At 67.3% G+C, this 24,818-nt stretch carries 16 protein-coding genes and 4 tRNA genes; 6 read left to right on the top strand and 14 right to left on the bottom strand.

What is annotated here, in order from left to right; translation table 11 throughout:
* The 6 genes from AC5P7S_RS12960 to AC5P7S_RS12985 form a co-directional block, all read right to left on the bottom strand.
* Positions 1-162, bottom strand: a 162-nt coding sequence (locus AC5P7S_RS12960) for a GTP-binding protein (protein ID WP_353761873.1), incomplete at its 3' end; no start/stop codon positions are given.
* A gap of 41 nt (positions 163-203) precedes the next feature.
* Positions 204-279: transfer RNA gene (locus AC5P7S_RS12965), tRNA-Thr, on the bottom strand.
* A gap of 49 nt (positions 280-328) precedes the next feature.
* A tRNA-Gly gene (locus AC5P7S_RS12970) sits at positions 329-402 on the bottom strand.
* Positions 403-426: 24 nt separating this feature from the next.
* Positions 427-512, bottom strand: a tRNA-Tyr gene (locus tag AC5P7S_RS12975).
* Between the two features lie 137 nt (positions 513-649).
* Positions 650-1,666, bottom strand: a complete 1,017-nt coding sequence (locus AC5P7S_RS12980; RefSeq protein WP_095377058.1) for an isoaspartyl peptidase/L-asparaginase family protein — start codon at positions 1,664-1,666, stop codon at positions 650-652.
* 105 nt (positions 1,667-1,771) lie between these two features.
* On the bottom strand, positions 1,772-2,791 hold the full coding sequence (locus AC5P7S_RS12985) for a cyanophycinase (protein ID WP_095377075.1): 1,020 nt from the start codon (positions 2,789-2,791) through the stop codon (positions 1,772-1,774).
* A 170-nt stretch (positions 2,792-2,961) separates the two neighbouring features.
* On the opposite strand from AC5P7S_RS12985, the gene AC5P7S_RS12990 reads away from it, so the two are divergent.
* The 6 genes from AC5P7S_RS12990 (at position 2,962) to AC5P7S_RS13015 (ending at position 17,352) form a co-directional block, all read left to right on the top strand.
* Positions 2,962-5,700, top strand: coding sequence for a TonB-dependent receptor plug domain-containing protein (locus AC5P7S_RS12990; RefSeq protein WP_095377059.1), 2,739 nt, complete (start codon positions 2,962-2,964; stop codon positions 5,698-5,700).
* Between the two features lie 161 nt (positions 5,701-5,861).
* A complete protein-coding gene (locus AC5P7S_RS12995; RefSeq protein WP_095377060.1) occupies positions 5,862-8,633 on the top strand; it encodes a response regulator in 2,772 nt (923 codons plus the stop codon).
* Complete coding sequence (locus AC5P7S_RS13000; RefSeq protein WP_095377061.1) at positions 8,630-9,853, top strand: EAL domain-containing response regulator; 1,224 nt, start codon at positions 8,630-8,632, stop codon at positions 9,851-9,853. The genes AC5P7S_RS12995 and AC5P7S_RS13000 overlap by 4 nt, the downstream gene beginning before the upstream one ends.
* A 121-nt stretch (positions 9,854-9,974) precedes the next feature.
* Entirely contained in the window at positions 9,975-13,202 is a 3,228-nt protein-coding gene (locus AC5P7S_RS13005; RefSeq protein WP_095377062.1) for a hybrid sensor histidine kinase/response regulator, read from the top strand.
* Positions 13,199-13,840, top strand: coding sequence for a response regulator (locus AC5P7S_RS13010; protein ID WP_049416983.1), 642 nt, complete (start codon positions 13,199-13,201; stop codon positions 13,838-13,840). The genes AC5P7S_RS13005 and AC5P7S_RS13010 overlap by 4 nt, the downstream gene beginning before the upstream one ends.
* A gap of 263 nt (positions 13,841-14,103) precedes the next feature.
* A complete protein-coding gene (locus tag AC5P7S_RS13015) occupies positions 14,104-17,352 on the top strand; it encodes an autotransporter family protein (RefSeq protein ID WP_095377063.1) in 3,249 nt (1,082 codons plus the stop codon).
* A 504-nt stretch (positions 17,353-17,856) separates the two neighbouring features.
* On the opposite strand, the gene ychF is transcribed toward AC5P7S_RS13015, so the two are convergent.
* The 8 genes from ychF to AC5P7S_RS13055 all read right to left on the bottom strand — a co-directional run bounded on the left by ychF (position 17,857) and on the right by AC5P7S_RS13055 (position 24,799).
* Entirely contained in the window at positions 17,857-18,948 is a 1,092-nt protein-coding gene (gene ychF, locus AC5P7S_RS13020) for a redox-regulated ATPase YchF (protein ID WP_005415403.1), read from the bottom strand.
* A 100-nt stretch (positions 18,949-19,048) separates the two neighbouring features.
* Complete coding sequence (gene pth, locus AC5P7S_RS13025) at positions 19,049-19,627, bottom strand: aminoacyl-tRNA hydrolase (protein ID WP_065196901.1); 579 nt, start codon at positions 19,625-19,627, stop codon at positions 19,049-19,051.
* Positions 19,628-19,675: 48 nt separating this feature from the next.
* A complete protein-coding gene (locus AC5P7S_RS13030; protein ID WP_095377064.1) occupies positions 19,676-20,293 on the bottom strand; it encodes a 50S ribosomal protein L25/general stress protein Ctc in 618 nt (205 codons plus the stop codon).
* Between the two features lie 110 nt (positions 20,294-20,403).
* Positions 20,404-21,363, bottom strand: a complete 960-nt coding sequence (locus AC5P7S_RS13035; RefSeq protein WP_005415400.1) for a ribose-phosphate diphosphokinase — start codon at positions 21,361-21,363, stop codon at positions 20,404-20,406.
* 140 nt (positions 21,364-21,503) lie between these two features.
* Positions 21,504-21,580 (bottom strand) — tRNA-Gln (locus tag AC5P7S_RS13040).
* Positions 21,581-21,591: 11 nt separating this feature from the next.
* Entirely contained in the window at positions 21,592-22,461 is an 870-nt protein-coding gene (ispE, locus tag AC5P7S_RS13045; RefSeq protein WP_095377065.1) for a 4-(cytidine 5'-diphospho)-2-C-methyl-D-erythritol kinase, read from the bottom strand.
* Positions 22,458-23,117, bottom strand: a complete 660-nt coding sequence (gene lolB, locus AC5P7S_RS13050; RefSeq protein WP_005415398.1) for a lipoprotein insertase outer membrane protein LolB — start codon at positions 23,115-23,117, stop codon at positions 22,458-22,460. Before lolB ends, ispE begins: the two co-directional genes overlap by 4 nt.
* On the bottom strand, positions 23,114-24,799 hold the full coding sequence (locus AC5P7S_RS13055; protein WP_170944887.1) for a tetratricopeptide repeat protein: 1,686 nt from the start codon (positions 24,797-24,799) through the stop codon (positions 23,114-23,116). Before AC5P7S_RS13055 ends, lolB begins: the two co-directional genes overlap by 4 nt.
* Positions 24,800-24,818 lie beyond the last annotated feature (19 nt).

Here is a 24,818-nt window from a genome sequence, read left to right on the forward strand (position 1 = left end):
CGGCGCGGCGTCGATCGAGGAGTAGTCCTTGAACTCGCCACCGAAGCGCTCGGCACCGATCTTGGTCAGTGCGGCGGTCAGCGTGGTCTTGCCGTGGTCGACGTGACCGATGGTGCCGACGTTGACGTGCGGCTTGGTGCGCTCGAACTTACCCTTGGCCATGGCTGCTTATCTCGAATTCGTCTGAGAGGTGATGCTTAAGATGGTGCTCACGAAAGGAATCGAACCTTCGACCTCTTCCTTACCAAGGAAGTGCTCTACCGACTGAGCTACGTGAGCCGAGTTTTGCATTATGACATGAACTCGATAATATTCAAAGTTCATTCAATGGAGCGGGAGACGGGAATCGAACCCGCACCATCAGCTTGGAAGGCTGAGGTTCTACCATTGAACTACTCCCGCGCCGGGAATGTCACAACGTGAAACTGGTGGAGGGAGGTGGATTCGAACCACCGAAGGCGTAAGCCAGCAGATTTACAGTCTGCCCCCGTTGGCCGCTTGGGTATCCCTCCTTACCACCCCAACCCGTTGCCGCCGAAGCGTTGCGGTGTGTGGTGGTGAGCCGCTTATTCTGCTGATCAGGCGGGGGGCTGTCAACGCTTTTTTCCATCTTTTTCACACGTTGTCGCAAACCCATTGATACGCAAGGTTATTGCTCAGGGACCGGCAGGGTCTCGCTGGCGAAAATTGCGACATGGGGGACGCCATCGGCGCCGATCCAGCCCCGATACATGCCCCGGGTGTTGAACGGCATGGCCATTTTTCCGTCTGCGGCAAGCACGATCGCGCCGCCGTCGCCGCCCATCTTCGGAATCATCTCGTTGATCACGCCCCTGCCGGCCTGCTCCGGCGTCTGCCGCTGGTAGCGCATGCGCGCACAGATCTCGTGCGCGGCCGCAGTCCGGATGTAGTACTCGCCCCAGCCGGTGCCCGATACCGCGCAGCCCGCGTCGGCCCAGGTACCGGCGCCGATGATCGGCGAATCACCCACACGGCCATAGCGCTTGTTGGTCATGCCACCGGTGGAGGTGCCGGCGGCAAGCTGCCCCTGCGCATCCAGGGCGACCGCACCCACCGTGCCGAAGTGCCTTGCGGTCTCCAGGTCGGCGTGCGCCTGGCCACTGGCCTCTTCCTTCAATGCGCGCTGCAGTTGCTGCCAGCGCTTGTCGGTACGGAAGTAGGATGGATCGACAAGGCCGATGCCCTGCTCCACCGCGAATGCCTCGGCACCCTGCCCGACCATCATCACGTGCCTGGACTTCTGCATCACGGCCTGGGCCAGCAGGATCGGGTTGCGCACCCGCTGCACGCCGGCCAAAGCACCTGCAGCCAGGGTGGCGCCATCCATCACTGCGGCATCCAGTTCGTTGTGGCCGTCATGGGTGAACACCGCGCCCTTGCCGGCGTTGAAGGTCGGATCGTCCTCCAGCACGGTGATTGCCGCAGTGACGGCTGCAAGCGCCGGGCGACCGGCCGCCAGTTCGGCATGGCCCTTCAGCAGCGCCGCGCGCAACGCGTCGCGCGCAGCCTTCTCTTCAGCCGGCGACAGGTCCTTGCGCTCGACACCGGCGCCGCCGTGGATGACCAGCAACGGCGAGGCGGCCGGGGCGGCCTGGGCAAGCAACGGCAGGGACAGCAGCGCGGACAGCACCAGGCTCAGTTTCATCGGGTACATCTCCAGCAGGTGTAGTGAAAGGATTGCACCGGTAGTGCCGGCCGCTGGCCGGCACCGGTCGCATCAGGAAGGTGGGTTGCCGGCCAGCGGCCGGTACTACCGAAGCGTGAACTCAATCTCGCCGTCACTGACGTCGGCCACAGCCTGGTAATCGGCCTCGGCCTGGAAATCATCCAGCCGCATGCGGCTGCCGCTGGCGACCACCGTCACCGGCACCGCATGGAAGCGCAGCGGCTCGCCCTCCACCAGGCGGTCGGCGTCGCGGCCGGGGCTGACCACCCAGACCTTGCCTTCGCCATCTGCGCTGTAGACCTGGGCCCGGCCATCGGGCTCAACGCACAGGGCGGTGTCCTCATCGACGCCGATGCCGACGATGTCAGGGTCGCCGCTGTCCTGGGCGGCACGTGCCACGAACACGATCAGGCGACCGAGCCGGTCACGCTTGTCGAAATGGGTGTCGGTGACCACGCGCTGCAGGTAGGGCATCTGCAGGAAGCCGCTGTCCAGGGTCACGGCACTGCCCATCGGGTCGGCCAGCGCACCGGCCGAGGTGATGCTGCCGCCATCCATGGCGCCATAGGCATAGCCGCCGAGGATGGCCAGGCCAGCGCTGGTACCGGCAATCGGCTTGCCGGCGCGCACATGGGCGTTGAGTGCACGGTTGAGTGCGGTGCCCTTCCAGAAGCGGATATAGCGGGACTGGTCGCCGCCGGCAATGAAGATGGCATCGGCCGCCGCGACCACGCGCAGCACCGCCGGATCATCGGCACCGCGGCGGCTGTCGAAGACCAGGGTCTGCACTGCGGTAGTGCCGCCGATCTCGCGGTACAGGCGGTCCTGCAGTTCGTCGCCACCGGAGGCGCGCAGAATCAGCACACGGCCATTGCCGGCCTGCTTCAGCCACCACTGGAAGGCCTCCGGCACCCACTCGCCACCGCCCATCAGCATCATGGCGGGCGCGCGCGGACCGGGACGCGGGGATTCCAGATCGCCGATTTCGTAATAGGCGAAGCCGGGGCCCTGCAGGTCCTGCGCGGGCGTGGCCAATGGCCAGGCCAGCACCAGCAGCGCCAGCCAGGCGAAGGGGCCAGGCAGGATCCGGTCGAGGCGTCGCATCTTGATCTCCCTGAACAAAATCGACTTGCAAGCGTTTTCACTCTTTGCCAGATAGGGGCCCAGTAGTCAAGGACATGAAAAAGGCGTTAAATGCGCGCGCCCATTCCGGAAGTCTGAATGGGGGACAGGGCCCCTCCTCTGCGGGCCGGCTTCATTTCCGAGAATTCCTCATGCGTAGACAGGCGATGGCGTGGTCGATCCAGCTGGCGTTGATGGGCGTGGCTGCTTCCGCGGCGGCCCAGGCACCGGCTTCCTCTTCGGTGCAACAACTGGACGCGGTGCAGGTCACCGGCTCGCGCATTCCGCGCGCCCAGGTGGAAGGCCCCGCTCCGATCACGGTGATCAATGCCGAGCAGATCCGCTCCAGTGGCTTCACCACCGTGCCGGACGTGCTGCGTGCAATGACCCAGAACGGCGGTGAGACGCAGAGCCAGCAGTCTTCCAGTGGCGCCGACTTCTCGCCGGGCGCCCAGCAGGTGGACCTGCGCGGCCTGGGCCCGAACCACACGCTGGTGCTGGTCAATGGTCGGCGTATTGCCGATTTCCCGATGCCGTTCAAGGGCCGCAGCAACTTCACCGATGTCTCCAACATCCCGCTGGGCATGATCGAGCGCATCGAAGTACTGACCGGCAGCGCCTCGGCCATCTACGGCTCGGACGCGATCGCCGGCGTGGTCAACTTCATCCTGAAGAAGAAGGCCGACGGCACCACGATCGACATGCGCATGGGCACCACCAGCGAAGGCGGCGGCGAGTCGTTCGACATGAGCCTGGCCAGCGGTTTCAGCCGTGGCAACTTCAACGCCGTGTACAGCGTCGAGCTGCAGTCGCAGACCCCGCTGTGGGCCTATGACCGTGACATCCAGGACTCGACCCGGGATGGCCCCACCGAGGGTTCGCGCATCGCGCGCCGTGCCTATCTTCGCACCGACTACAACGATGACTACCTGGACCCGGGCGCCGCCACCTGCGAAGCGCTGTCCGGCCAGAACCAGGGCAGCACCTATCGTGCCTACCGCCCGAAGTACGGCTACTACTGCGGCAGCGACAGCTCGATCGGCTACGGCACCATCCTCAGCAAGCGCCGCGGCGCCAACGGCTACGCGTCGCTGAGCTACGACTTCGACAATGGCCAGCAGTGGTTCGCCGACGTGCAGCTCGGCTACCACACGATGTCGCTGATGCGCGACGTCACCCAGTGGGGCCGCATGGATGCCAACGGTGAGGAGTCGGGCTACTTCAACAACGAAGCCACTGGCGAGATCGAGTTCTGGCAGCGCCAGTTCTCGCCCGAGGAAATGGGCGGCCTGCGCAACGCCATGGTGCGCAGCACTCAGAAGACCTTCAGCGTGACCACCGGCTTCAAGGGCAACCTGATTGGCAACTGGGATTACGAAGCGGCGTTGAGCCATTCGCAGTACCAGTCGCACATCAGCTGGGCACAGATCATTGCCGCCAAGGCCAATGACCTGTTCCTCGGCCCGCAGCTGGGCGTGGATGACGACGGTTTCCCGGTCTACAACGCCGATCCGTCACGCCTGTACCGTCCACTGACCCGCGCCGAGTACGACTCGATCGCCGCGCGTACCACCTACACTCCGAAGTCGCGCACGGAAACCGCCGCCTTCACCCTGACCAACGCAGCACTGTTCGCACTGCCCGGTGGCGATGCCGGGTTTGCCGCGACCGTGGAAGTGGGCCAGCAGGCCTATTCTCTGAACCCCGATCCGCTGGCGACCGGGTACTACTACTACAGCTGGAAGGATTCGGACGGCAAGGGTTCGCGCAACCGCTGGGCGACGGCTGCGGAGCTGCGCATGCCGCTGCACGACACGGTCAACCTGAGCGTGGCGGGCCGCTACGACCAGTACCGCTATTCCGGACACAGCATCGGCAAGGAGACCTGGAGCGGCGGCCTGGAATGGCGCCCGATCGATACCCTGCTGGTGCGCGGCTCCTACGGCACCGCATTCCGTGCACCGGACCTGCACTATGTGTTTGCCGGACCGGGCAACGACGAGACCAGCGCCGAGGATCTGTACACCTGCCGCCTCGAGGAGGCCAGCGACTGTTCCGATTACGAGCGCAACCTGATCCGCAGCCGCACCGGCAACCGCCAGCTCGACCCGGAAACCAGCACCTCGTGGAGCGCCGGCTTTGTCTGGTCACCGGCGATCGGCCTGGACCTGTCGGTGGACTGGTTTGACATCGATATGCGCAACCAGGTGCAGGACATGGACGTGCGCACGCTCCTGGCCAACGAAGCAAACTGCCGCCTGGGCAGCGCCGACATCAATTCGCCGACCTGCGTGGACGCGCTCGCCCGCATCACCCGCAGCAACGACGGACGCCTGTATGGCGTGCGCGTGGAGCCGATCAACGTCGCCCGCGAATCCACCTCCGGCATCGACGCCGGCCTGCGTTATCGCCTGCAGACGGGCATCGGCGATTTCATCTTCAACGGCACGCACACCTGGGTGAAGAAGCATGATTTCCAGCGCTACCCCGGCGACCGCACCGAAGACCAGTTCGCGGTCAACAGTGGCTTCGACATTCCGCGCACCAAGACCAGCCTGAGCGTGACCTGGGAGAAGGATGCGTGGTCGGCAACGGTGTACGGCTCGCGCCTGGGCAAGCTGCCGACCTCGGACAGCTACGACCAGGTGTTCGACTGGGACAGCGGCGACAGCCCGTACGTGAAGGCGACCTATCGCTACAACGCCTCGCTGCAGTACCGCGTCGACGACCACTCGCGCCTGTCGCTGTCGGTGGTCAACGTGTTCAACAAGATGCCGCCGAAGGACCGTACCTACACCGCTTACCCGTACTACGACGTGTCCTGGTTCGACAGCGTCGGCCGCACGATCAACCTGCAGTACACCCACAAGTTCGGTGGCAGCGCACTGTAAGTGCCTGGCAGCGCCGATACAGGAGACCCCCGCTTCGGCGGGGGTTCTCTTTTCCGCCGCCTGAACGGTACCCACGCGCAGGCTCCGGCCTGACCGGCCAGCGGGGGATTTTAGGAAACAGCTGATTCCGCGCCATCAGCGCCGCTCCCTAGCATCGTTGCATGTTCCGCTTTCCCCGCCCTTCGCTGCAGCAGGCCGTGCCATCGACCACCGCGTCGGTGTTGCTGCGCTGCCTGACCGTCTGCGTCTTCATCTGCCTGGCCGCCGCGGCCGGGTTCTACCTGCTCACGGCATTCACCGAAGACATCTCGACCCATCGCCGCGAGATGAATGCAGCGGCCTACAAGGCACAGATCTATTTCGACCAGCGCGAAGCCCTGCTGCGCTACCTGGGTGATTCGGTGCTGGCCGGCAACCCGGATGCACCGGCCGCAGACAGCGAGGGCGTGCGCCAGCTGCCGCTGGATGGTCCCGGTGGCCAGCCGGGCCAGCGGCTGCTGCTGTCAGCGCGCGCCGAGCACACGCTGCAGGCACTGCAGACGCACCTGCTGCTGATCGATGCACGCGGCGCGCACTGGCTGGCCGGCGGCGAGGTCGACGTCGACCTGGTGCACCTGCCATCGCTGCGTGCGCTGCAGGCACGCAGCGGCAGCCTCGAGGGTGCAGACCCGGTGTACTGGCTGCGGCCGGGTGACAGTGGCGTTGCGCTGGCGCAGCCGGTACAGGCGGGCCCCCAACCGGCGCAGTGGCTGGTGCTGCTGCTCGATGGCGCGGCGGCGGCGAGCATGATCGATGGCCAGGGCATTGGCGGTTACGCGCTGCTCGACCGTGCGGGGCAGCCTGCATTGTCCAGCCAGGCACCGCGGCTGGATGGTGCGGGCTGGAAGACCCTGCGGGAGCGCCAGGACGACAGCTTCGGCACGTTGTGGAGCGGCGGCCTGCCGCGCGGCGTAGCGCTGGTGAAAAGTGTCGGCAATGACGGCTGGCGGTTGGTCTACCACCTGCCGCCGCCGCTGCTGCTGGGCGACCTGGCCGTGCCCCTGCTGGTCTGCGTGCTGTTGCTGCTGCTGGCCGGTGTTGCGCTGCGCCTGCTACGGCATCGCGTTGACCTCCAGCTGATCCAGCCGGCCCTGCAGCAGCACCGCCGCCTGCTGGAGAACCTGGACTTCAGTTCGACGGTGATCGACATGGCGCCGGTCGGCATCTGCGTCCTGCGCCGCAGCGACCGCGCGCTGCTGCTCTCCAACCAGCTGCTGCGCGACTGGCTCGGCGAAGAAGGCGAACACAGCGACTGGCAGGCACCATGGCGCGGACATGCCGGCGAACGCGGGCGTGGACTTGAATTCACCGCCCGCGATGGGCGCCAGCTGCAAGTGCTGCACGCGGCCTGCCGCTACCAGGGCGATGACGTGCTGCTATGCGTCTTCCATGATATTTCCCGGCACCGCCAGGCACAGGCCGCACTGTCGTCGGCACGCCAGGCCGCCGATGCGGCCAACCAGGCCAAGAGCGCGTTCCTGGCCACCATGAGCCATGAGATCCGCACCCCGCTGTATGGCGTGCTGGGCACGCTGGAGCTGCTGGGGCACACCTCGCTGGACGCCCGGCAGTCGCAGTACCTGCGCACCATCGAGAGTTCCTCGTCGGTCCTGCTGCAGTTGATCAGCGATGTGCTGGATGTTTCCAAGATCGAGTCAGGACAGCTCAGCCTGGAGCCGACGGCGTTCTCGCCGCGCGAGCTGACCGAGAGCGTGCTGCGCAGCTTCGCCGCGTCGGCCACCTGCAAGGGCCTGCAGATCCTGGTCTGTACCGATCCGCGCCTGCCGACACGGGTGCTCGGTGATGCCGACCGCATCCGCCAGGTGCTGGGCAACCTGCTCAGCAACGCGATCAAGTTCACCGAGCATGGTCGGGTGGTATTGCGCGTGCGCCAGGTGCAGCGCGAAGGTGAATCGAGCGTGCTGGCATGGCAGGTGACCGATACCGGCGTGGGCATCGCTGCGGAGGAACAGGCGCGGTTGTTCGAACCGTTCCGCCAGGTCCGCGGCGCAGCCAGCGCGCAGGGCACCGGCCTGGGCCTGTCCATCAGCGACCGCCTGGTACGCCTGATGAGCGGCGAGCTGCAGGTGGTGAGCGAACCCGGGCTGGGCAGCAGCTTCAGCGTCCGCCTGCCGTTGCCGGTGCTGGCCGCTGCCGAGGATGGCCCCACACTGCTGCCGGAACCACCGATCCTGGTGCGCGGCCGCGACCGCGAGCTGGTCGACAGTGCCTGTGGCTGGCTGTGTCGCTGGGGCGCCAACGCGCAGCCCCTGCTTGGTGACCCGGCGTTGCTGGACCATGACGGTGCGATCCTGATGGATGGCGAAGCCGGGATGCCGCTGGCCTGGTCGGGCCCGCGCGTGGTGGCATCGATCGAGGGCGGTGACCAGCCGATCACTGCCGGTGATGGCAGCCTGGTGGTGACCCAGCACAGCATGACCGCGATCGGCAAAGCGCTGGCCAGCGTGCAGCAGCAGCGTGCAGCGCAGCCGGTGGCCACGCGTACGGCACCACCGATGCCTCTGGGCCTGCGTGTGCTGGCCGTCGAGGACAACCCGATCAACCGGGTGATCCTGGCCGAGCAGCTGCGCACCCTCGGCTGCGACGTGGAGCTGGCACAGGATGGCATGGAAGCGTTGCAGCGGTGCCGTGAGCAGTGCTTCGATCTGGTGGTGACCGACATCAACATGCCGCGCATGGACGGCCACGCGCTGGCCCGCCAGCTGCGCGATGACGGCAACCCGGTACCGGTGATCGGCGCCACCGCCAATGCCACCGCCGAAGAGCGCGAGCGCTGCCTGGCCAGTGGCATGCAGGGCTACCTCAGCAAACCCGTCGACATCGCCCGCCTGCGCAAGGCGCTCACCGCCCTGCGCCAAGGAGACCCCGCATGACCCAGCGCGTCCTGATCCTGGAAGACCAGCCCTTCCAGCGTGGTTTCCTGGCCAATCTGTTCGGCAGCCGCGCCGGTGTCCAGGTCGATGCCTGCGAAGACGTGGATGCCGCCATCGCACTGTGTGCCTGCCAGCCCTACGACCTGGTGGTCAGTGACCTGCTGATGCCCGGGCAGGACGGCATCCAGTTCATCCAGGCACTGGCGGCGCAACCACGCCCGCCGCGCCTGGCCGTGGTCAGCGCGGCCCCGCGGCGGATGATGACCTCGGCACGGCTGATGGCCGAATCGCTGGGGCTGGATGTGATCGGCCTGCTGTCCAAGCCGGTGGCGGCCGCCGACGTGGACGCGCTGTTCGAGGCGCTGGCGCAGGCGCGCCCGGCCACCGGCAAGGCTCCTTCTCGCGCGTCGGCGGCAGTCCCTGAACCGGATGCGTCGCAGCTGCGCCAGGCGATGGCCGATGGCAGCCTGACGGCCTGGTTCCAACCCAAGAAGTCACTTCAGTCCGGACGGGTGGTGGCGGCCGAAGCACTGGTGCGCTGGCGCCACCCGCAGCTGGGCACGCTGGCTGCCGGCAGCTTCCTGCCGGCGATCTGCCGCTACGGGCTGGAGGGCGACCTGCTGCGGATGATGCTCAAGGCCAGCATCAGCGCACAGGCGCGTTGGCGCAAGCAGGGCTTCCGGGTACCGGTGTCGATCAACCTGCCGCCTCATCTGCTGGAGCAGTCGGACCTGCCCGATGAGCTGCTGGCGCTGACCCTGGCCCACGGCGGGACGCCCGGCGAGTTGTGCTTCGAACTGATGGAGAACAGCACCACGCGGCACGTCAGCGACTTCTATGCCGGTGCCTGCCGGCTGCGCATGAAGGGCTTCGGCTTGGCCCAGGATGATTTCGGGCAGGGCCTGAGCTCGGTCCACAACCTGGTCAATACCCCCTTCACCGAGGTCAAGATCGACCGCGCGCTGGTCAGTGGCTGCGCCCGTGACCCGGCCCTGCACCTGACCCTGTCGACGGTGATCGCACTGGCCAACCAGCTGGGCCTGATCATCGTGGCTGAGGGCGTGGAAAGTGATGCCGACCTGGCCGCACTGCGGCAGTTAGGGTGCAGCCAGGTGCAGGGGTTCCTGATCTCGCAGGCGCTGCCGTCGGACGAATTCAACCGTTTGCTGGACGAGGAAGCACCGCAACTGGACGAAAGACCGCGGGCCGCCCTGCGCTGACGCGGATTCCACGACGGCTTCACAAAAACATCAAGCGGCATTGATGATCCTGTCTATGCAGTAGCGGCGGACTTCGCGCCGCCACCGGTGCCGATGTCCGCCCCATGCCCTGAGACCTGCCATGCCGGCCGAGGCCGCTCCTGTACGCCGACTCGCTCGCCGCTCGCTCCGCGTCCATGCCCTGTTGATCGGCGTGGTGGTGCTGGCGACCCTGCAGGCCGGACTGCTGCTGTCGGCCGGCTCGCAACTGTTGAACGAAGAGCGCAGCAAGATCGAGTACCACTTCCGCCGCCTGGACGGCACGTTGCGCGAGCAGGAGCGCTTCCTGCGCCAGTGGCGGCTGCATGATGTCGGCGTACGAGGCCAGCCGGTTGCCGATGCCAGCGTGGAACTGCAACGCGGTCCGTTGTATGCCAACTTCGCGGTGATCGGGAGCGAGGGGGCCGGTCGTTCGCCACCGACCGAGCTGGGCGACCGGTTCCTGCGCTTCTACGGCACGTTCTGGTCCGCTTCGCGCTACCCACCACCGCAATGCCTGCTGGTCGATGGCCAGGGCACACGCGGGCTGCTGGCACCGGTACAGACCGTCGGTACCGATGCAAGCCAGAACAGCCCGCATCACCTGCGACCGGCGATCGCCGACATCCACCGCGCACTGGGTACGCGGCCCACGCTGCAGCGCGGCGGCATCGCCTGGGTAAGCGTGCCGTGGCGCGACCGGCAGACCTGGCTGCTCGCCATCGCCCACGCTCCGCAGGATGCGCGCCTGTGGGGGGAGGACGGCAAGGATTCGCAGGCCGCGCTGGCGTGCCTGCTCGATCCGGCACGCGTCGATGACTACCGGCAGGTGCTGGGTGTTCCGGTGTTCCAACGGCTGTCGCTGTTCGATGCCGATGGCCAGCGCCTGCTGGGCGATGCTGCAGATGCCAGCAACGCTGGCACCTCCTGGCAGGCAGGCCTGGGAGGCCTGCAGTTCCGCATGCGCAGCGAGCGCGGCTGGCTGGCGGTCTACCACGTCAGCTGGCGGCAGGTATTCCAGCACCCGCAGGGGCCGCTGCTCGGTGCGACGGTGGTGGCCCTGCTGCTGGCACTGGGTGGCACGCTGGTGCTGCGCGCGTATCGGCGTTCGGTCATCGAGCCGCTGCGCAGCAACCACGCGCGGCTGCTGGAAAGCGAAGCCTTCAGCCGCACCATCCTGGACAACGCGCCGATCGGGCTGTGCCTGCTGCACCGTACCGATGGCAATGTGCTGCTGGACAACACCCTCGCCCGCCGCTGGCTGGGCGAAGACCACCACAGCGGAGGCTGGCATGGCCCTTGGCGGCGCAGCGTGCTGTCCGCTGGAGGCACCACGCTCGGCGATGGGCTGGCCTACACCACGCCCGAAGGCCGCCACCTGCTGGTGACCGCGACGCCGGCGCGCTATCGCGGCGAGCCGGCGGTGCTGTGTCTGTTCATCGATCTCAGCAGCCAGCACGAAGCCGAGCAGGTGCTGCAGCAGGCGCGCCGTGCCGCCGACCAGGCCAACCGGGCCAAGAGCCAGTTCCTGGCCACCATGAGCCATGAGATCCGCACGCCGCTATACGGCGTGCTCGGCACCCTCGAACTGCTCGGGCTCACGCCACTGGATGCGCGTCAGCGGGACTACCTGGGGACGATCCAGCGTTCGTCCTCGACGCTGATGCAACTGATCAGCGACATCCTCGATGTCAGCAAGGCCGAGGCCGGGCAACTGAGCCTGGAACCCAGCCCGTTCGATCCAGTGCATCTGACCGAGGATGCGCTCGACTCGTATGCTGCCGCGGCCGCCAGCAAGGGGCTGCAGTTCTACGCCTGCATCGATGCCGACGTGCCGCCCGTGGTGTGCGGTGATGCGGCACGGATCCGCCAGATACTCAACAACCTGATCAGCAACGCGCTGAAGTTCACCGACAGCGGACGCGTGGTGGTGCGCGTCTCGGCACGCTGGCAAGAGCAGCGCTGCTGGCTGCAGTGGCAGGTCGCCGATACCGGCATCGGCATTGCCAGCGAGCACCAGGCACACCTGTTCGAGCCGTTCTTCCAGGCCAACCCGGGCACCGATGCGATGCGCGGCACCGGCCTGGGCCTTTCCATCTGCGCGCATCTTGTGGCGTTGATGGAAGGCCAGCTGCGCGTGGTCAGCGAGAGCGGCCTGGGCAGCAGCTTCAGCGTCGAACTGCCGCTGCCCACGGCGCTGTCCGATCCGCAGCAATCTCCTGCGCCGCAGTTGCCTGCGGGCCTGCAGGTACAGGTGCGGGGCGGTGTGCGCGAGCTGGTCCAATCGCTGTGCGAGCGCCTGCAGCAGCGCGGTGCACTGGCCAGCGTGTACCGCGATGAAGGCGCGGCGGGCTTGCCGTCGTCCACCGTGCTGCTCGACCTGGTCCTGGACGACGCGTTGCCCGAGTGGGTGGATGGACCGCGTGTGGTTGCCTGCCGCGAAGGCGGCGTCCGGCCACGGCAGATCGATGGCGCCTGGCAGGTTGGCCTGCACCGGTTTGACGCGATCGTGCTCGCATTGGCTGCCGCCAGTGGCCAGCCACTGGCGGCCAGCACCGAAGGGCGCCTGCCGGCGACGCGCCGTTTCGGCCTGCAGGTGCTGGTGGCGGAGGACAACCCGATCAACCAGGCGATCCTGCGCGACCAGCTGGAACAGCTCGGCTGCCGCGCCGTGGTCGCCAGCGACGGCAATGAAGCGCTGGGCTACTGGCAGCAGGACGAGTTCGCGCTGGTGCTGACCGACCTGAACATGCCGGGGCTGGATGGCTATGGCCTGGCCCGTGCCTTGCGGGTGCGTGGTGCCCGCGTGCCGATCCACGGTGCCACTGCCAACGCCGACCCGGCCGAACGCCAGCGCTGCCAGGAATCGGGCATGCAGGGCGTGCTGGTCAAGCCGATCACGCTGGAAGCGCTGCAACGCCTGCTGATCCAGATCACCCGGGGCGATGCAACGGTTGCCGCGCCACCGCAAGGACCGGAATCCACCGATACGCGCGATGATGATCTCCCGCTGCAGGTTCCCGCGAAGATGCAGGCGTTGTTCGTGCAGACCATGCAGGCTGACCTGCACAGCCTGCGCCAGTCGATTGCCAGCGCCGATCCCGCGCGCGTGGTGCAGGTACTGCATCGCATCCGTGGCGCACTGGTCATCGTGGGCGCACCCGCGCTGGTGCACAGCGGCCTGCAGATCGAGCACAGCCTTGCTGGCGGCGATGACCTGGCCACCCAGGCGGCGTCGCTTGCCCGCTTCCAGCGACGCCTCGAACAGCTGTTGCATCCGCTGCTTGATGCGGCCTCCCCTCCCCCACCTGACGACCCGACCCCGCCATGACCACACGGATCCTCATCGCTGACGACCACCCGATCGTGCTTGCCGGCATCCGCGACGTATTGGCCGGGGAACTGGACCTGGACGTGGTGGGTGAGGCGGCCGACCCGGCGACGCTGATCGAACTGATGACCCGCACCCGCCCACAGGTCGTGATCACCGACTACAGCATGCCGGGGGGCGACCGCTTCGGTGACGGCATCAAGCTGATCTCGTTCCTGCGCCGCAGCTTCCCGGAGACGCGCCTGCTGGTGCTGACGATGGTGTCCAATCCGTCGTTGGTTGCAGCGATGTATGCCGCCGGCGCCGGCGGCGTCGTGCTCAAGAGCCATGGATTGGGCAGCCTGGTACAGGCCCTGCGCGTGGTGCTGGCCGACCGCGTCTACCGGCCACCGGGCCTGCTGCCGGTCGCGGCGAGCGAACCAGCCGATGCCGATGCGGTCCGTGCACGCCTGTCGCCGCGCGAACTGGAAGTGATCCGGCTGTTTACCGGCGGCATGAGCGTGGGCGACATCGCACGCCAGCTGCAGCGCAGCGCCAAGACGGTCAGCACGCAGAAGATCAGTGCGATGCGCAAGCTCGGCGTGGACAGTGACCAGGCACTGATCGAGTACTGCCTGCAGGCCTCGTTGTTCGCCTGAGGCCCACTCCAGGCTGAATCCTGCGGGCCCCGTACGAGGGCCTGCGACGGCTTTAGGAAACGCCTGATTCCATAGGACAGTGCCGATTTCTAGGCTGGACGCATCCCGCCATGGTGCGCCTGCCGGCAGCAACCGCGTCGCCGTGGGGGACGGAAGCCCGGTGGCGCCTGCAGCTGCCATCGCGTGTGGCTTCCGCAGCGACGCGGCCCTGCCGCGCCAGTCCGCGCAGCCCTGCTGCGCCCTGCCACAGGAAGTCCAACAGCATGTATGCCTCCCCCCCTCGGCGCCGCCGTGCGTCCGGGCGCGCGCGCCTCGCGCCTGCTTCCCTCCTTCCCAGCCTGCTGGCAACCGCCCTGTGGGCGGCACTGCCGGTCCACGCCGCCGATCTGACCGGGCCCCTGCAGGTCAGCGATGGCAACAGCCTGCAGCTCGGTGCCGATGATGTCCTCACCCATGGCTCGGGCAGCTTCGCACTGACCGTCACCGGCGCTGGCAGCAGCGCACTGATCGACGGCAGCCGCATCAACGTGACTGGTAATGGCAGCGCCGTGTCTGCCGCCAATGGCGGCCAGGTACAACTGCGCGGGGCGACGCTGTCGATCGCACCGGCCACCGGTGTTGGCTTCTACGCACTGTATGCCAATGGTGCCGGCAGTGTGATCGATGCGCGCGATGTCGACATCGATGCCACGCGCAACGGCAGCGGATTCGGCGTCGTACAGGCCTACAACGGTGGCGTTGTCCACTACACCGGCGGCCGCATCGCGATGACCGGCGGCGTCGGCACCCTGATTGGTGCCTCCGGCAAGGGCAGTGAAGCGCACCTGGACAATCTGCAGATGAGTGCCGACAGTGGTGCCCGCCTGCGCGCCGACAGCGCCGGCCTGCTGACGATCCGCAACAGCCGCATCACTCTCGCCCCCGGCGGCATCCTCGCGGGCGTTGCCGTTGATGGCGCGGGCAGCCGTGCCGAGCTGTACGACACCTACATGGACGGCGGCTGGTTCGATATCGACAGTGGCGGCAGCGTGCTGCTGGAGAACGTGGAAGCGCACTCGGTGGGCGGCAGCATGCGCCTGCTCGGCAGCCGCATCAGCAAGACCTATTCCAGCGCGGTGATCAACGGCGGCAGCTTCTACACAGTCGGTGGCTATGGCGTGAACATCAACAGCTGGGGCCAGCTGACCGCCCGCGATGCCGCGTTCGATGTCCGCGACGGCTACTCCGGATTCTGGCTGGCCAGCGATGAGTCGCGCCTGCAGCTGACCGACAGCACCATCGACACCTGGACCGACACCTACGGCTACGGCGTTGAGATCGCTGGCGGGGTCGCCACCGTGCAGGGCGGCCGGATCACCACGCACGGCGATGCGACCTATGGCGTACGCGTGACCGGTTCCACCGGCAGCACCGCCAGCCGCATTGAAGCCACCGGAAGCGTGATCGACGTGCGCGGCACCGGGGGTGGCGGCGTGTTCATCGGTGGCTCCACCGCCACCGCGCTGCTCGACACCGTTGCGATCCGCGGCGACGGCGAGAACGTGTTCGGCATCGTGCACATGAACACCGCGCGGTTGACCCAGGCCGACCGCCTGGACATCCGCATGACCGGCAGCAACAGCGGCGGCTACCGCTCCTACCTGACTGCGTTCGGCCCGTACTGGAACCGCGCCACCTTCAATGACAGCCACATCGAGACCGCCAGCGGCGCCGCGTTCTGGCTGCAGGGCAGCAACCATGCGTTGACCGTCAATGGCAGCGATGTGACCGCAGGCGACGGCAGCGGGCGCCTGCTGCGCGTCAGCGACACGGTGTTCACCGATGGCAGCAGCGTGGCGACCAGCCGCATCGACTTCAGCGCCGACGCCAGCACGCTGCGCGGTGACGTGGTGGTCGACAGCGCAACGGCTGACGTACGCATGGTGCTGGGCAACGGCACCACGTTCAGCGGTGCTCTGCGCAACGACTCCGGCTACCAGGTCGCACAGCTTGCGCTGGATGGCAGCAGCCAGTGGAACGTGCGTGCCAGTTCCAGCGTCGGCGCGCTCGAACACGCCGGCACCATCGCCTTCGATACCCCGGGGGCAAGCGGCTTCAAGACCGTCACTGTCAGCGGCGACTATGTGGGCAACGGGGGCCAGTGGATCTTCAACCGTGCACTGGGTGACGACACTTCGCTGGGCGACCAGCTGGTCATCAATGGCAACAGCAGCGGCACTGCCAGCGTGAGCGTGCGCAATGCCGGCGGTGCCGGTGCACTGACGCAGGAGGGTATCCGCCTGATCACCGTTGGCGGCCAGTCCGATGCACAGTTCAGCCTGCAGGGACGCGCGGTCGCCGGTGCCTACGACTACTTCCTGTTCAAGGGCGGCGTGTCGACCCCGGATGATGGCAACTGGTACCTGCGTTCGGAATACGTGCCACCCGTCGATCCGCCGGAGCCGCCGGAACCGCCGATTGATCCGCCGCAGCCACCGGAACCGCCGGTCGACCCGCCGTCACCGCCGGAACCACCGGTCGACCCGCCGTTGCCGCCGGAACCGCCGATCGACCCGCCGCGCCCGCAGGTGGAACGCCCGGAACCGGCGGCTTACCTGGCCAACCGCAACGCCGCGCTGGGCATGTTCCGGCACAGCCTGCACGACCGCGCCGGTGACCCCGCCGCCGAGGCCGGCGCCAGCAGCGATGCCGTGGCCTGGATGCACCTTCGCAGCGCGCAGCCCGACAGCCACGACCGCAATCGCCAGGTCCAGGTCGATGGGCAGATCAGCAGCGTGCTGGTCGGCGTCGGCCGTCGCTTCGAGGTGGGCGGCGCGGGCGAACTGCAGGCAGGTGCGATGCTCGGCCACGGCCGCGCGCGCAATGACAGCCGCTCGCAGGTGACCGGCTACACCGCGCGTGGCGTGGTCACCGGCACCAGTGTGGGTGCCTATGTCACCTGGCTGCAGGATGCACGCATGCAAGGCGGCGCCTATGTGGATGGTTGGCTGCAGTACGGCCGCTTCCGCAACAGCGTGCAGGGCGATGGACTGCAGAAGGAACGTTATGACGCCCGCAACTGGAGTGCATCGGCCGAAGCTGGCTATGTGCTGCCCCTGCGGCGCACCGCGCAGCGCGGCATCTACCTGCAACCGCAACTGCAGGTGGTGCACAGCCGCTATGACAGCGACCGCGTGGTCGAGGCCAACGGCACGGTGGTCGAGGACCGCGGTGGTGACGAGACCAGCACTCGCCTCGGCCTGCGCCTGTACAGCCGTGGGTTGAGCGCGGCGCAGGGCCAGGTGCATCCGTACGTGGCAGTGAACTGGTGGTCCGGCGGCAATGGCGCGGGCCTGGCGATGGACGGTGAACGGCTGCAGCGGCAGTTGCCGCGCGACATCTACGAGGCCAAGGCCGGTGTACAGGTGGATCTGTCCGGCGGCTGGCGCGGCTGGGGCGAACTGAGCCGGCAGAGCGGCGGCATGGGCTTCCGCGACGTCGGTGCCCAGCTGGGCGTGTCGTACACCTGGTGATGCGGGAAGTGCCCGGCAAGGGAGTGCCGGGCGCTTTTTCCACATGCCGCGTGGAAAGCGGTGGGAGTTTGGTGTGGACAAGTGGCGGTGAGCTCCACGCACCAAGCGTTTCAGGGAGTGGCGTTTTTTTGTCCACGCCCATGCGCGGTTTTCCACATCCGCCGTGGAGAGTGGTTGGGATTTGGTGTGGACAAGTGGGTGCGAGCATTGCACCGCAGGCGTTTCGAATCGTGGTGAAAATTTGTCCATATTGCACAGGCAACCTGGCAGAGCCGAGCCCACGCTCTGCTGATACCCCCCTGAGCCGAGCGTAGGCTCGGCTCTACAGGGGAGCTGTGCGGTTTTCCACATGTGGCGTGGAAAGCGATGGGAGTTTGCTGTGGACAAGTGCCGGCGAAGGTCACGCCGCAAGCGTTTCGCAGTGTGGTGATTTTTTGTCCATCGCCGGAAACGCGAACGCCCCGCACAGGGCGGGGCGTCCGGGGTCGATCCGTTGCCACCGGATCAGACGTTGAAGCGGAAGTGCAGGATATCGCCTTCCTGCACGCGGTATTCCTTGCCTTCCAGGCGCAGGCGACCTGCTTCCTTGGCGCCGGCTTCGCCCTTGTACTTGATGAAGTCGTCATACGCGATGGTTTCGGCGCGGATGAAGCCCTTCTCGAAGTCGGTGTGGATGACCGCGGCGGCCTGCGGGGCAGTGGCGCCCTTGCGCACGGTCCACGCACGGACTTCCTTCACGCCAGCGGTGAAGTAGGTCTGCAGGCCGAGCAGGCTGTAGGCCGCGTTGATCACGCGGTTCAAGCCCGGCTCGCTCAGGCCCAGGTCGGCCAGGAAGGTATCGCGGTCTTCGTCGTCGAGCTGGGACAGCTCTTCTTCGATCGCGGCCGACACCGGTACCACCTGCGCGCCTTCTGCGGCGGCATGCGCGCGCACGGCTTCCAGGTGCGGGTTGTTCTCGAAACCGTCTTCCAGCACGTTGGCGATGTACATCACCGGCTTCAGGGTGAGCAGGAACAGGTCGCGCACCAGCGCCTTCTCTTCCTCGTCCAGGCCGGCCGAGCGGCCGGCCTTGCCCTCCGACAGCGCCGCCTGCAGCTTGGCCAGCACCGGCTTGCGCGCCGCTGCATCCTTGTCGCCGCCCTTGGCCGCACGCTCGGCACGGTTCAGTGCCTTCTCGACGCTGTCCAGGTCGGCCAGCGCCAGTTCGGTATCGATGGTTTCGATGTCCGAGATCGGATCGACCTTGCCGGCCACGTGCACGATGTCGCCGTGCTCGAAGCAGCGCACCACGTGAGTGATCGCATCGACTTCGCGGATGTGTGCCAGGAACTTGTTGCCCAGGCCTTCACCGCTGGCGGCGCCGGCTACCAGGCCGGCGATGTCGACGAACTCGACTGCGGTCGGGATGACCTTCTGCGGGTTGATGATGCCCGCCAGCTCGTTCAGGCGCGGATCCGGTACCGGCACGATGCCGACGTTCGGCTCGATGGTGCAGAACGGGAAGTTCGCCGCGGCGATACCCGCCTTGGTCAGCGCATTGAACAGGGTCGACTTGCCGACGTTGGGCAGGCCGACGATGCCGCATTTGATACCCATGGGTGACAGCTCTCTGGGGTGAAAGTGATTGGGGAAACAGCGACCAGGGCGCTGCTTTTCCAATCATTCTCCGTACCGACCAACGGTCGGTACCTACCGGCTATTTCGGGGTGTGCAGCCGCTTCATCGCTTCGTTGAAATCGCCCTGCACCGCCAGCGGCATCACCTCGATCGCATCATCGATGGCGCGTGCAATCAGCACGTCGTCGTCCTTCGACGGGCGCCCCAGCACCCAACCCACCACGCGGTCCTTGTGGCCGGGATGGCCGATGCCCACGCGCAGGCGATGGAACTTGCCGTGGCCGAGCAGGCGGATGGTGTCGCGCAGGCCGTTCTGGCCGCCGTGGCCACCGTCGAACTTCAGCCGTGCCGCGCCGGGCGGCAGGTCCAGTTCGTCGTGGGCCAGCAGGGTTTCCTCCGGCTCGATCTTCCAGAACCGCTGGGCGGCGGTGACCGACTTGCCGCTGAGGTTCATGAAGGTGGCGGGCTTGAGCAGCCACACCGTCTGCCCGGCGATCTCGACCTTGGCGGTCTCGCCGAACAGCTTGCTGTCCACATTCCATCGCGCACCGGCTTTTTCCGCCAGGGCCTCAACGAAATGAAACCCGGCATTGTGCCGGGTCCGGGCGTGTTCCGATCCGGGGTTGCCCAGACCGACGATCAGTCGCAGTCCTGCCATGGTTCCTTCCAGTACGGTGCCTGCCCGAAGGCAGGCACCGTAGCGGTATTACTCGGCGGCAGCCGCTTCTTCGTCAGCCGCGTCGGCCTTGCCGGCCTTGGCGGTGACGATGGCGTCGTCGTGGTCCTTGCCCATCGCCAGCGCCGGGATTTCCACGCCCTTCGGCAGCTTGATGTCGGACAGGTACACCACGTCACCGGCCTTCAGCTCGCCCAGGTCGACTTCGATCGACTCCGGCAGGTCCTTCGGCAGGCAGGTGATGGTCACTTCCTTCAGTTCGTGGGTGACCACGACGTCGGCAGCCTTGCCGGCCGGCGAGGTGTCTTCGTTGACGAAGTGCAGCGGGACCGAAGCAGTCAGGGCTTCGTTCTCGTTCACGCGCTGGAAGTCCAGGTGCATGATCAGCTGCTTGTACGGGTGGCGCTGCATGTCACGCAGCAGGACCTTCTGCACCTGGCCGTCCAGGTTCAGGTCCAGGATCGAGGCATAGAACCACTCGTTCTGCTGGGCCAGCCAGATTTCGTTGTGGTCCAGGCTGATGGCGACCGGCTCGGCGTTGCCGCCGTACACGATGGCCGGGATCACACCCGCGTGACGCAGGCGGCGGCTCGCACCCTTACGCTGCAGTTCACGCTTGGTGACCTTGATTTCATGGGTCTTCGACATTTTCGACTACTCAGGTTGTTGCCTCGCCTTTCGGCGTGGCGGTTGAAGATGCTTCCGCGACCAGAAGCACCCGGGGTATGTCCCCGCCGCTGCCGGCAGGGACGAAAAACTCAGTCGACGTACAGCGAGCTGACCGACTCGCCGAAGGCGATGCGGCGCATCGTTTCGGCCAGCATCTCCGCCACGCTCAGCTGGCGGATCTTGCTGCACACCCGCGCGGCGTCCTTCAGCGGGATGGTGTCGGTCACCACCAGCTCGTCGAGCTGGGAATTGGTGATGTTGTCCACCGCCGGGCCCGACAGCACCGCGTGGGTGCAGTAGGCGGCGACCTTGAGCGCACCGCGCGCCTTCAGGGCAGCGGCAGCGGCGCACAGGGTGCCGGCGGTATCGACGATGTCATCGACCATCACGCAGGTCTTGCCTTCGACGTCACCGATGATGTTCATCACGGTGGAGACGTTGGCGCGCGGGCGGCGCTTGTCGATGATGGCCAGGTCGGCGTCATCCAGGCGCTTGGCCACCGCACGGGCGCGGACCACGCCGCCCACGTCCGGCGAGACGACGATCAGGTTCTCGGTGCCGTAGGCGCGCCAGATGTCGGCCAGCAGCAGCGGGGACGCATACACGTTGTCCACCGGAATATCGAAGAAGCCCTGGATCTGGTCGGCGTGCAGGTCGACGGTCAGCACGCGATCAGCGCCCGCGGTGCTGAACATCTTCGCCGCCAGCTTGGCGGTGATCGGCACGCGCGAGGAGCGCATGCGGCGATCCTGGCGCGAGTAGCCGAAGTACGGCACCACCGCGGTCACGCTGGCCACCGATGCGCGCTTGAGCGCGTCGATCAGCACCAGCAGTTCCATCAGGTTTTCCGCGCTCGGCGCGCAGGTCGGCTGGATCACGAACACGTCCTGCTTGCGGACGTTCTCTTCGATCTCCACCTGCACTTCGCCATCGGAGAAGTGCGAGACCAGCGCCTTGCCCGGGCGAACCCCCAGTTCCTTGCAGATGTTCTGCGCCAGACGTTTGTTGGCGTTGCCGGAAAAGACCAGCAGGTTCGGGGACTCTTGCATCATGATTGTCTCGGGCGGGGACGAGTGGCGGGGATCCGGGGGCGGCAAGGACCCGGATGGACCCTTGCTGCTGACAACACCGCGGTTGTTTCCACGTCCCGCGCGGGCGATGCGCTGGAAGGCGCGGACACAGCCGCTATTGGCAGGGGCGGTAGGATTCGAACCTACGAATGCCAGGATCAAAACCTGGTGCCTTGGGCCTCTTGGCGACGCCCCTGCATTGATAAATCAGTGTTGCTCGAGTGCATCCAGCAGTGGCGAACGCGCAACGCCCGCTGCCACCCTTGCCCGCAACTCCTTCGGCAATTTCGACCGTCCCTGCTCTGCAGCAGACTGCGACGCGAATTCGACGAAACAACCACTTCCCGAACCGGTCAGCCGCGCCGTGCCGATGTCGCTCAACGCGGCAAGCGCTGCCTCGACGGCAGGCTCACGGCGGCGCAGCACCGGTTCGAACGCGTTCCCGACCAGGGTCCCGGAAGCGAAGTCCTCTATTTTCGCCACTGGGCTGTCGCGCGTCAAATCCGGGTCTGCAAACAGGGCCGGCGTGGGAACATGAACGCCCGGTTCAACCACCACATACCAGGCCGGCGCCAGCGTGATCGGCTGCAGGCGCTCGCCCACCCCTTCGGCCCAGGCGTTGCGGCCGCGCACGAACACCGGCACGTCGGCGCCCAGGCGCAGGCCCAGCGCGGCCAGCGCCTCTTCGTCCAGCCCGGCCTGCCAGAGCCGGTTCAGTACCACCAGTACGGTGGCCGCGTCGGACGAACCGCCGCCAAATCCACCACCGGCAGGAACGTGCTTTTCGACGATGATGTCAGCACCTTTCGCAACCTTCGCCGCTTCCTGGAGCAGACGCGCGGCGCGCACCGCCAGATCATCGGCCTCGGCCACGCCGGCCAGGCCCTCGCCCTGCCGGCGCACCTGGCCGTCTTCACGCAGGCGCAGGCCGATGCGGTCCCCCCAGTCCAGCAGGCGGAACACGGTCTGCAGTTCGTGGTAGCCGTCGGCCCGGCGGCCGGTAATGTGCAGGAACAGGTTCAGCTTGGCCGGGGCCGGCCACCAGGACCAGCCCGCGTCGTCGACTGTCCCGCTCATGGCGTGCCCTGCCTCCACTCGTCCACCAGCAGGCGCACCTTGGCGTCACCGTTGCTGGCCTCGATCCGGCGCGGCAGCGCCGGCCGTCCGGCGTCGGCCGGGTACCAGTCCAGGTACTGTACCTGCCAGCCCATCTGCTGCATGCGGCGCGGCCGGCCTTCACCGTCGCGTTCGACCGTCTCGGGGCCGGCGGCGTCGCCGGCCACCAGGCCACGGATCCACTCCGGCAACTGGTTGACCGGAATGTCCCAGCCGGTCGCTTCCAGCAACAGCTGCTGGGCGTCCTCGCCGTCGCGCGGACCGCCTGCCAGTCCTTCCAGGCGGCCAGCTTCGGAATGGGTGTCACCGGTCAGCTTCCAGCTCTGCCGGGTCACCGGCGCGCTCAACTCCACCACGTAGCGGCGGCCTTGCTGCTTCCAGTCGATGCGACCGCTGCCGCCGTCCTTGCCCTTGCTGACCGCGACCCGGCCCTGGAAGGCCCAGTCCGGCTGTGCATGAAGGGCGGCCACGCGCGCCGCTTCGGCCTGCGCCGCTTCGGCCGAGACCGTCTCGACCACCGCCGGTGGCGGGGTCTTCTGCGTGCCCACGCTGGTACAGGCGGTCACCGCCAGGGTCGCAGCCGCCAACAGCAGCGGCCGGATCAGGGAAACACTCATGGATTGAATTTCTCGCGGGCGCGCAGCAGCGCGCGGTTTTCAGGGTCGAGCTTGGCCGCTTCGTCGAAGAAGTGGCGGGCCTCGTCATGCTTGCCCAGCACCCACAGCACCTCGCCGACATGGGCGGCGATCTCCGGGTCCTTGGCCAGGGTCCAGGCCCGGCGCAGCTGCACCAGCGCTTCGTCCTTGCGGCCCAGGCGATACAGCACCCAGCCATAGCTGTCGACGATGGCGGCGTTGTCCGGCTCGGCGACGCGGGCGCGGTCGATCAGCTCCAGCGCCTCCTGCAGGCGCCCGGTACGGTCAGCCAGGGTGTAGCCCAAGGCATTCAGGGCCGGCACGTTTTCCGGGTCGGTCACCAGGATCTTGCGCAGGTCGGCCTCGGCGCGCGGAATATCGTCACGACGCTCCCAGGTGAGCGCGCGGGCGTACAGCAGGCCATTGTCATCCGGGTAGGCGGCCAGGCCGCGGGCCAGCGCATCCAGCTCGCCAGCACTGTCATCGCCGCGCTGGCGCAGCTCGGCCTCCAGCAGATACGCGTCACGGCGCACATCATCATCGACCACCGCGTCGGACTGGATCGCGTGCACCTCATCCAGTGCCTGCGGCAGCCGTCCGGCCAGGGCCTGGGCGTTGGCCGCACGCAGGCGCGCCTCGCTCAGCTCATCACCGCCGGGCACACTGTGGTACCACTGCACCGCCTCGGGATAGCGCTTCAGGTATTCGGCGATCTTGCCCAGCAACAGGCGCTGCGCGGGGTCCGGCTTGGCCGCCTGCCGCGACAGTTCGTTGTAGAGGTTGGACAGCGCCGCCTTGTCGCCCTGCTTGGCCAACAGTGAAGCGCGCATGCCCCAGGTCTGCACATCCTGCGGGCCGAATGCCAGTACGCGCTCGGCCGCAGCCGGTTGCCCCAGGCTGTCGTAGGCGATGGCCACCGCATTGCGCAGCTCGGGGTCCTGCCGTGTCTTCAGCTCGACGTCGTGCAGCAGCGACAAGGCCTTGTCGGTCTCGCCGGCCTGCTGCAGCTGGCTGGCACGCAGCAACGCTACGCGCGGTTCTTCGGGGAAGCGCCTGACCACTTCATCGATCATGCGCCGCGCCAGGTCGGGCTTGTCCATGCGCAGGGCGAGGCGGCCGAACTCCTGCCAGGCCTCGATCTTCGGCGGAATCGCATTGGCATCGACCAGCTCGCCGAGCACCTGCGCCGGCACCGCCGGGTCGCGGCCACCGCCGATCAGCGCGGCCAGGGCGAACTTCCAGCCGCGCTCGTCGGGGTCGGCCAGCAGCGCCTGCAATTCAGTGCGGGCGGCCTTCACATCGCCCTGGCGCATGGCCAGCGCACCGGCGGCGCTGCGCATGGTCAACGAACGCGGGGCGCGCTGCTGCCACAGGGCCAGGCCCTTGGCGGCGCTGGCGTCATCGTTGGCAAGCATGGAGATACGGGTCGCGCGCTCGGCCAGGCCGGCATCGCCGTCGGTCTGCTGCGCGGCCTGCAGGTACCAGCGCGCGGCCTCCGCCAGCTTGCCGGCCTGCAGGGCGAACTCACCGGCCATCACCGGCTCCAGCGCCAGTTCCTCGGTGGCCGCGGCCCGCACGGGGGCCCTGGCCGGCACCGCCGCCAGGGCCTGGGCGCAGGCCAGGGACAGCAGCAGAACACTGGGGATGCGAATCAATGCGGGCATCGTCGGCATCGGGGCCTTA

The organism is Stenotrophomonas sp. YJH_SMC_32, assembly GCF_059369975.1.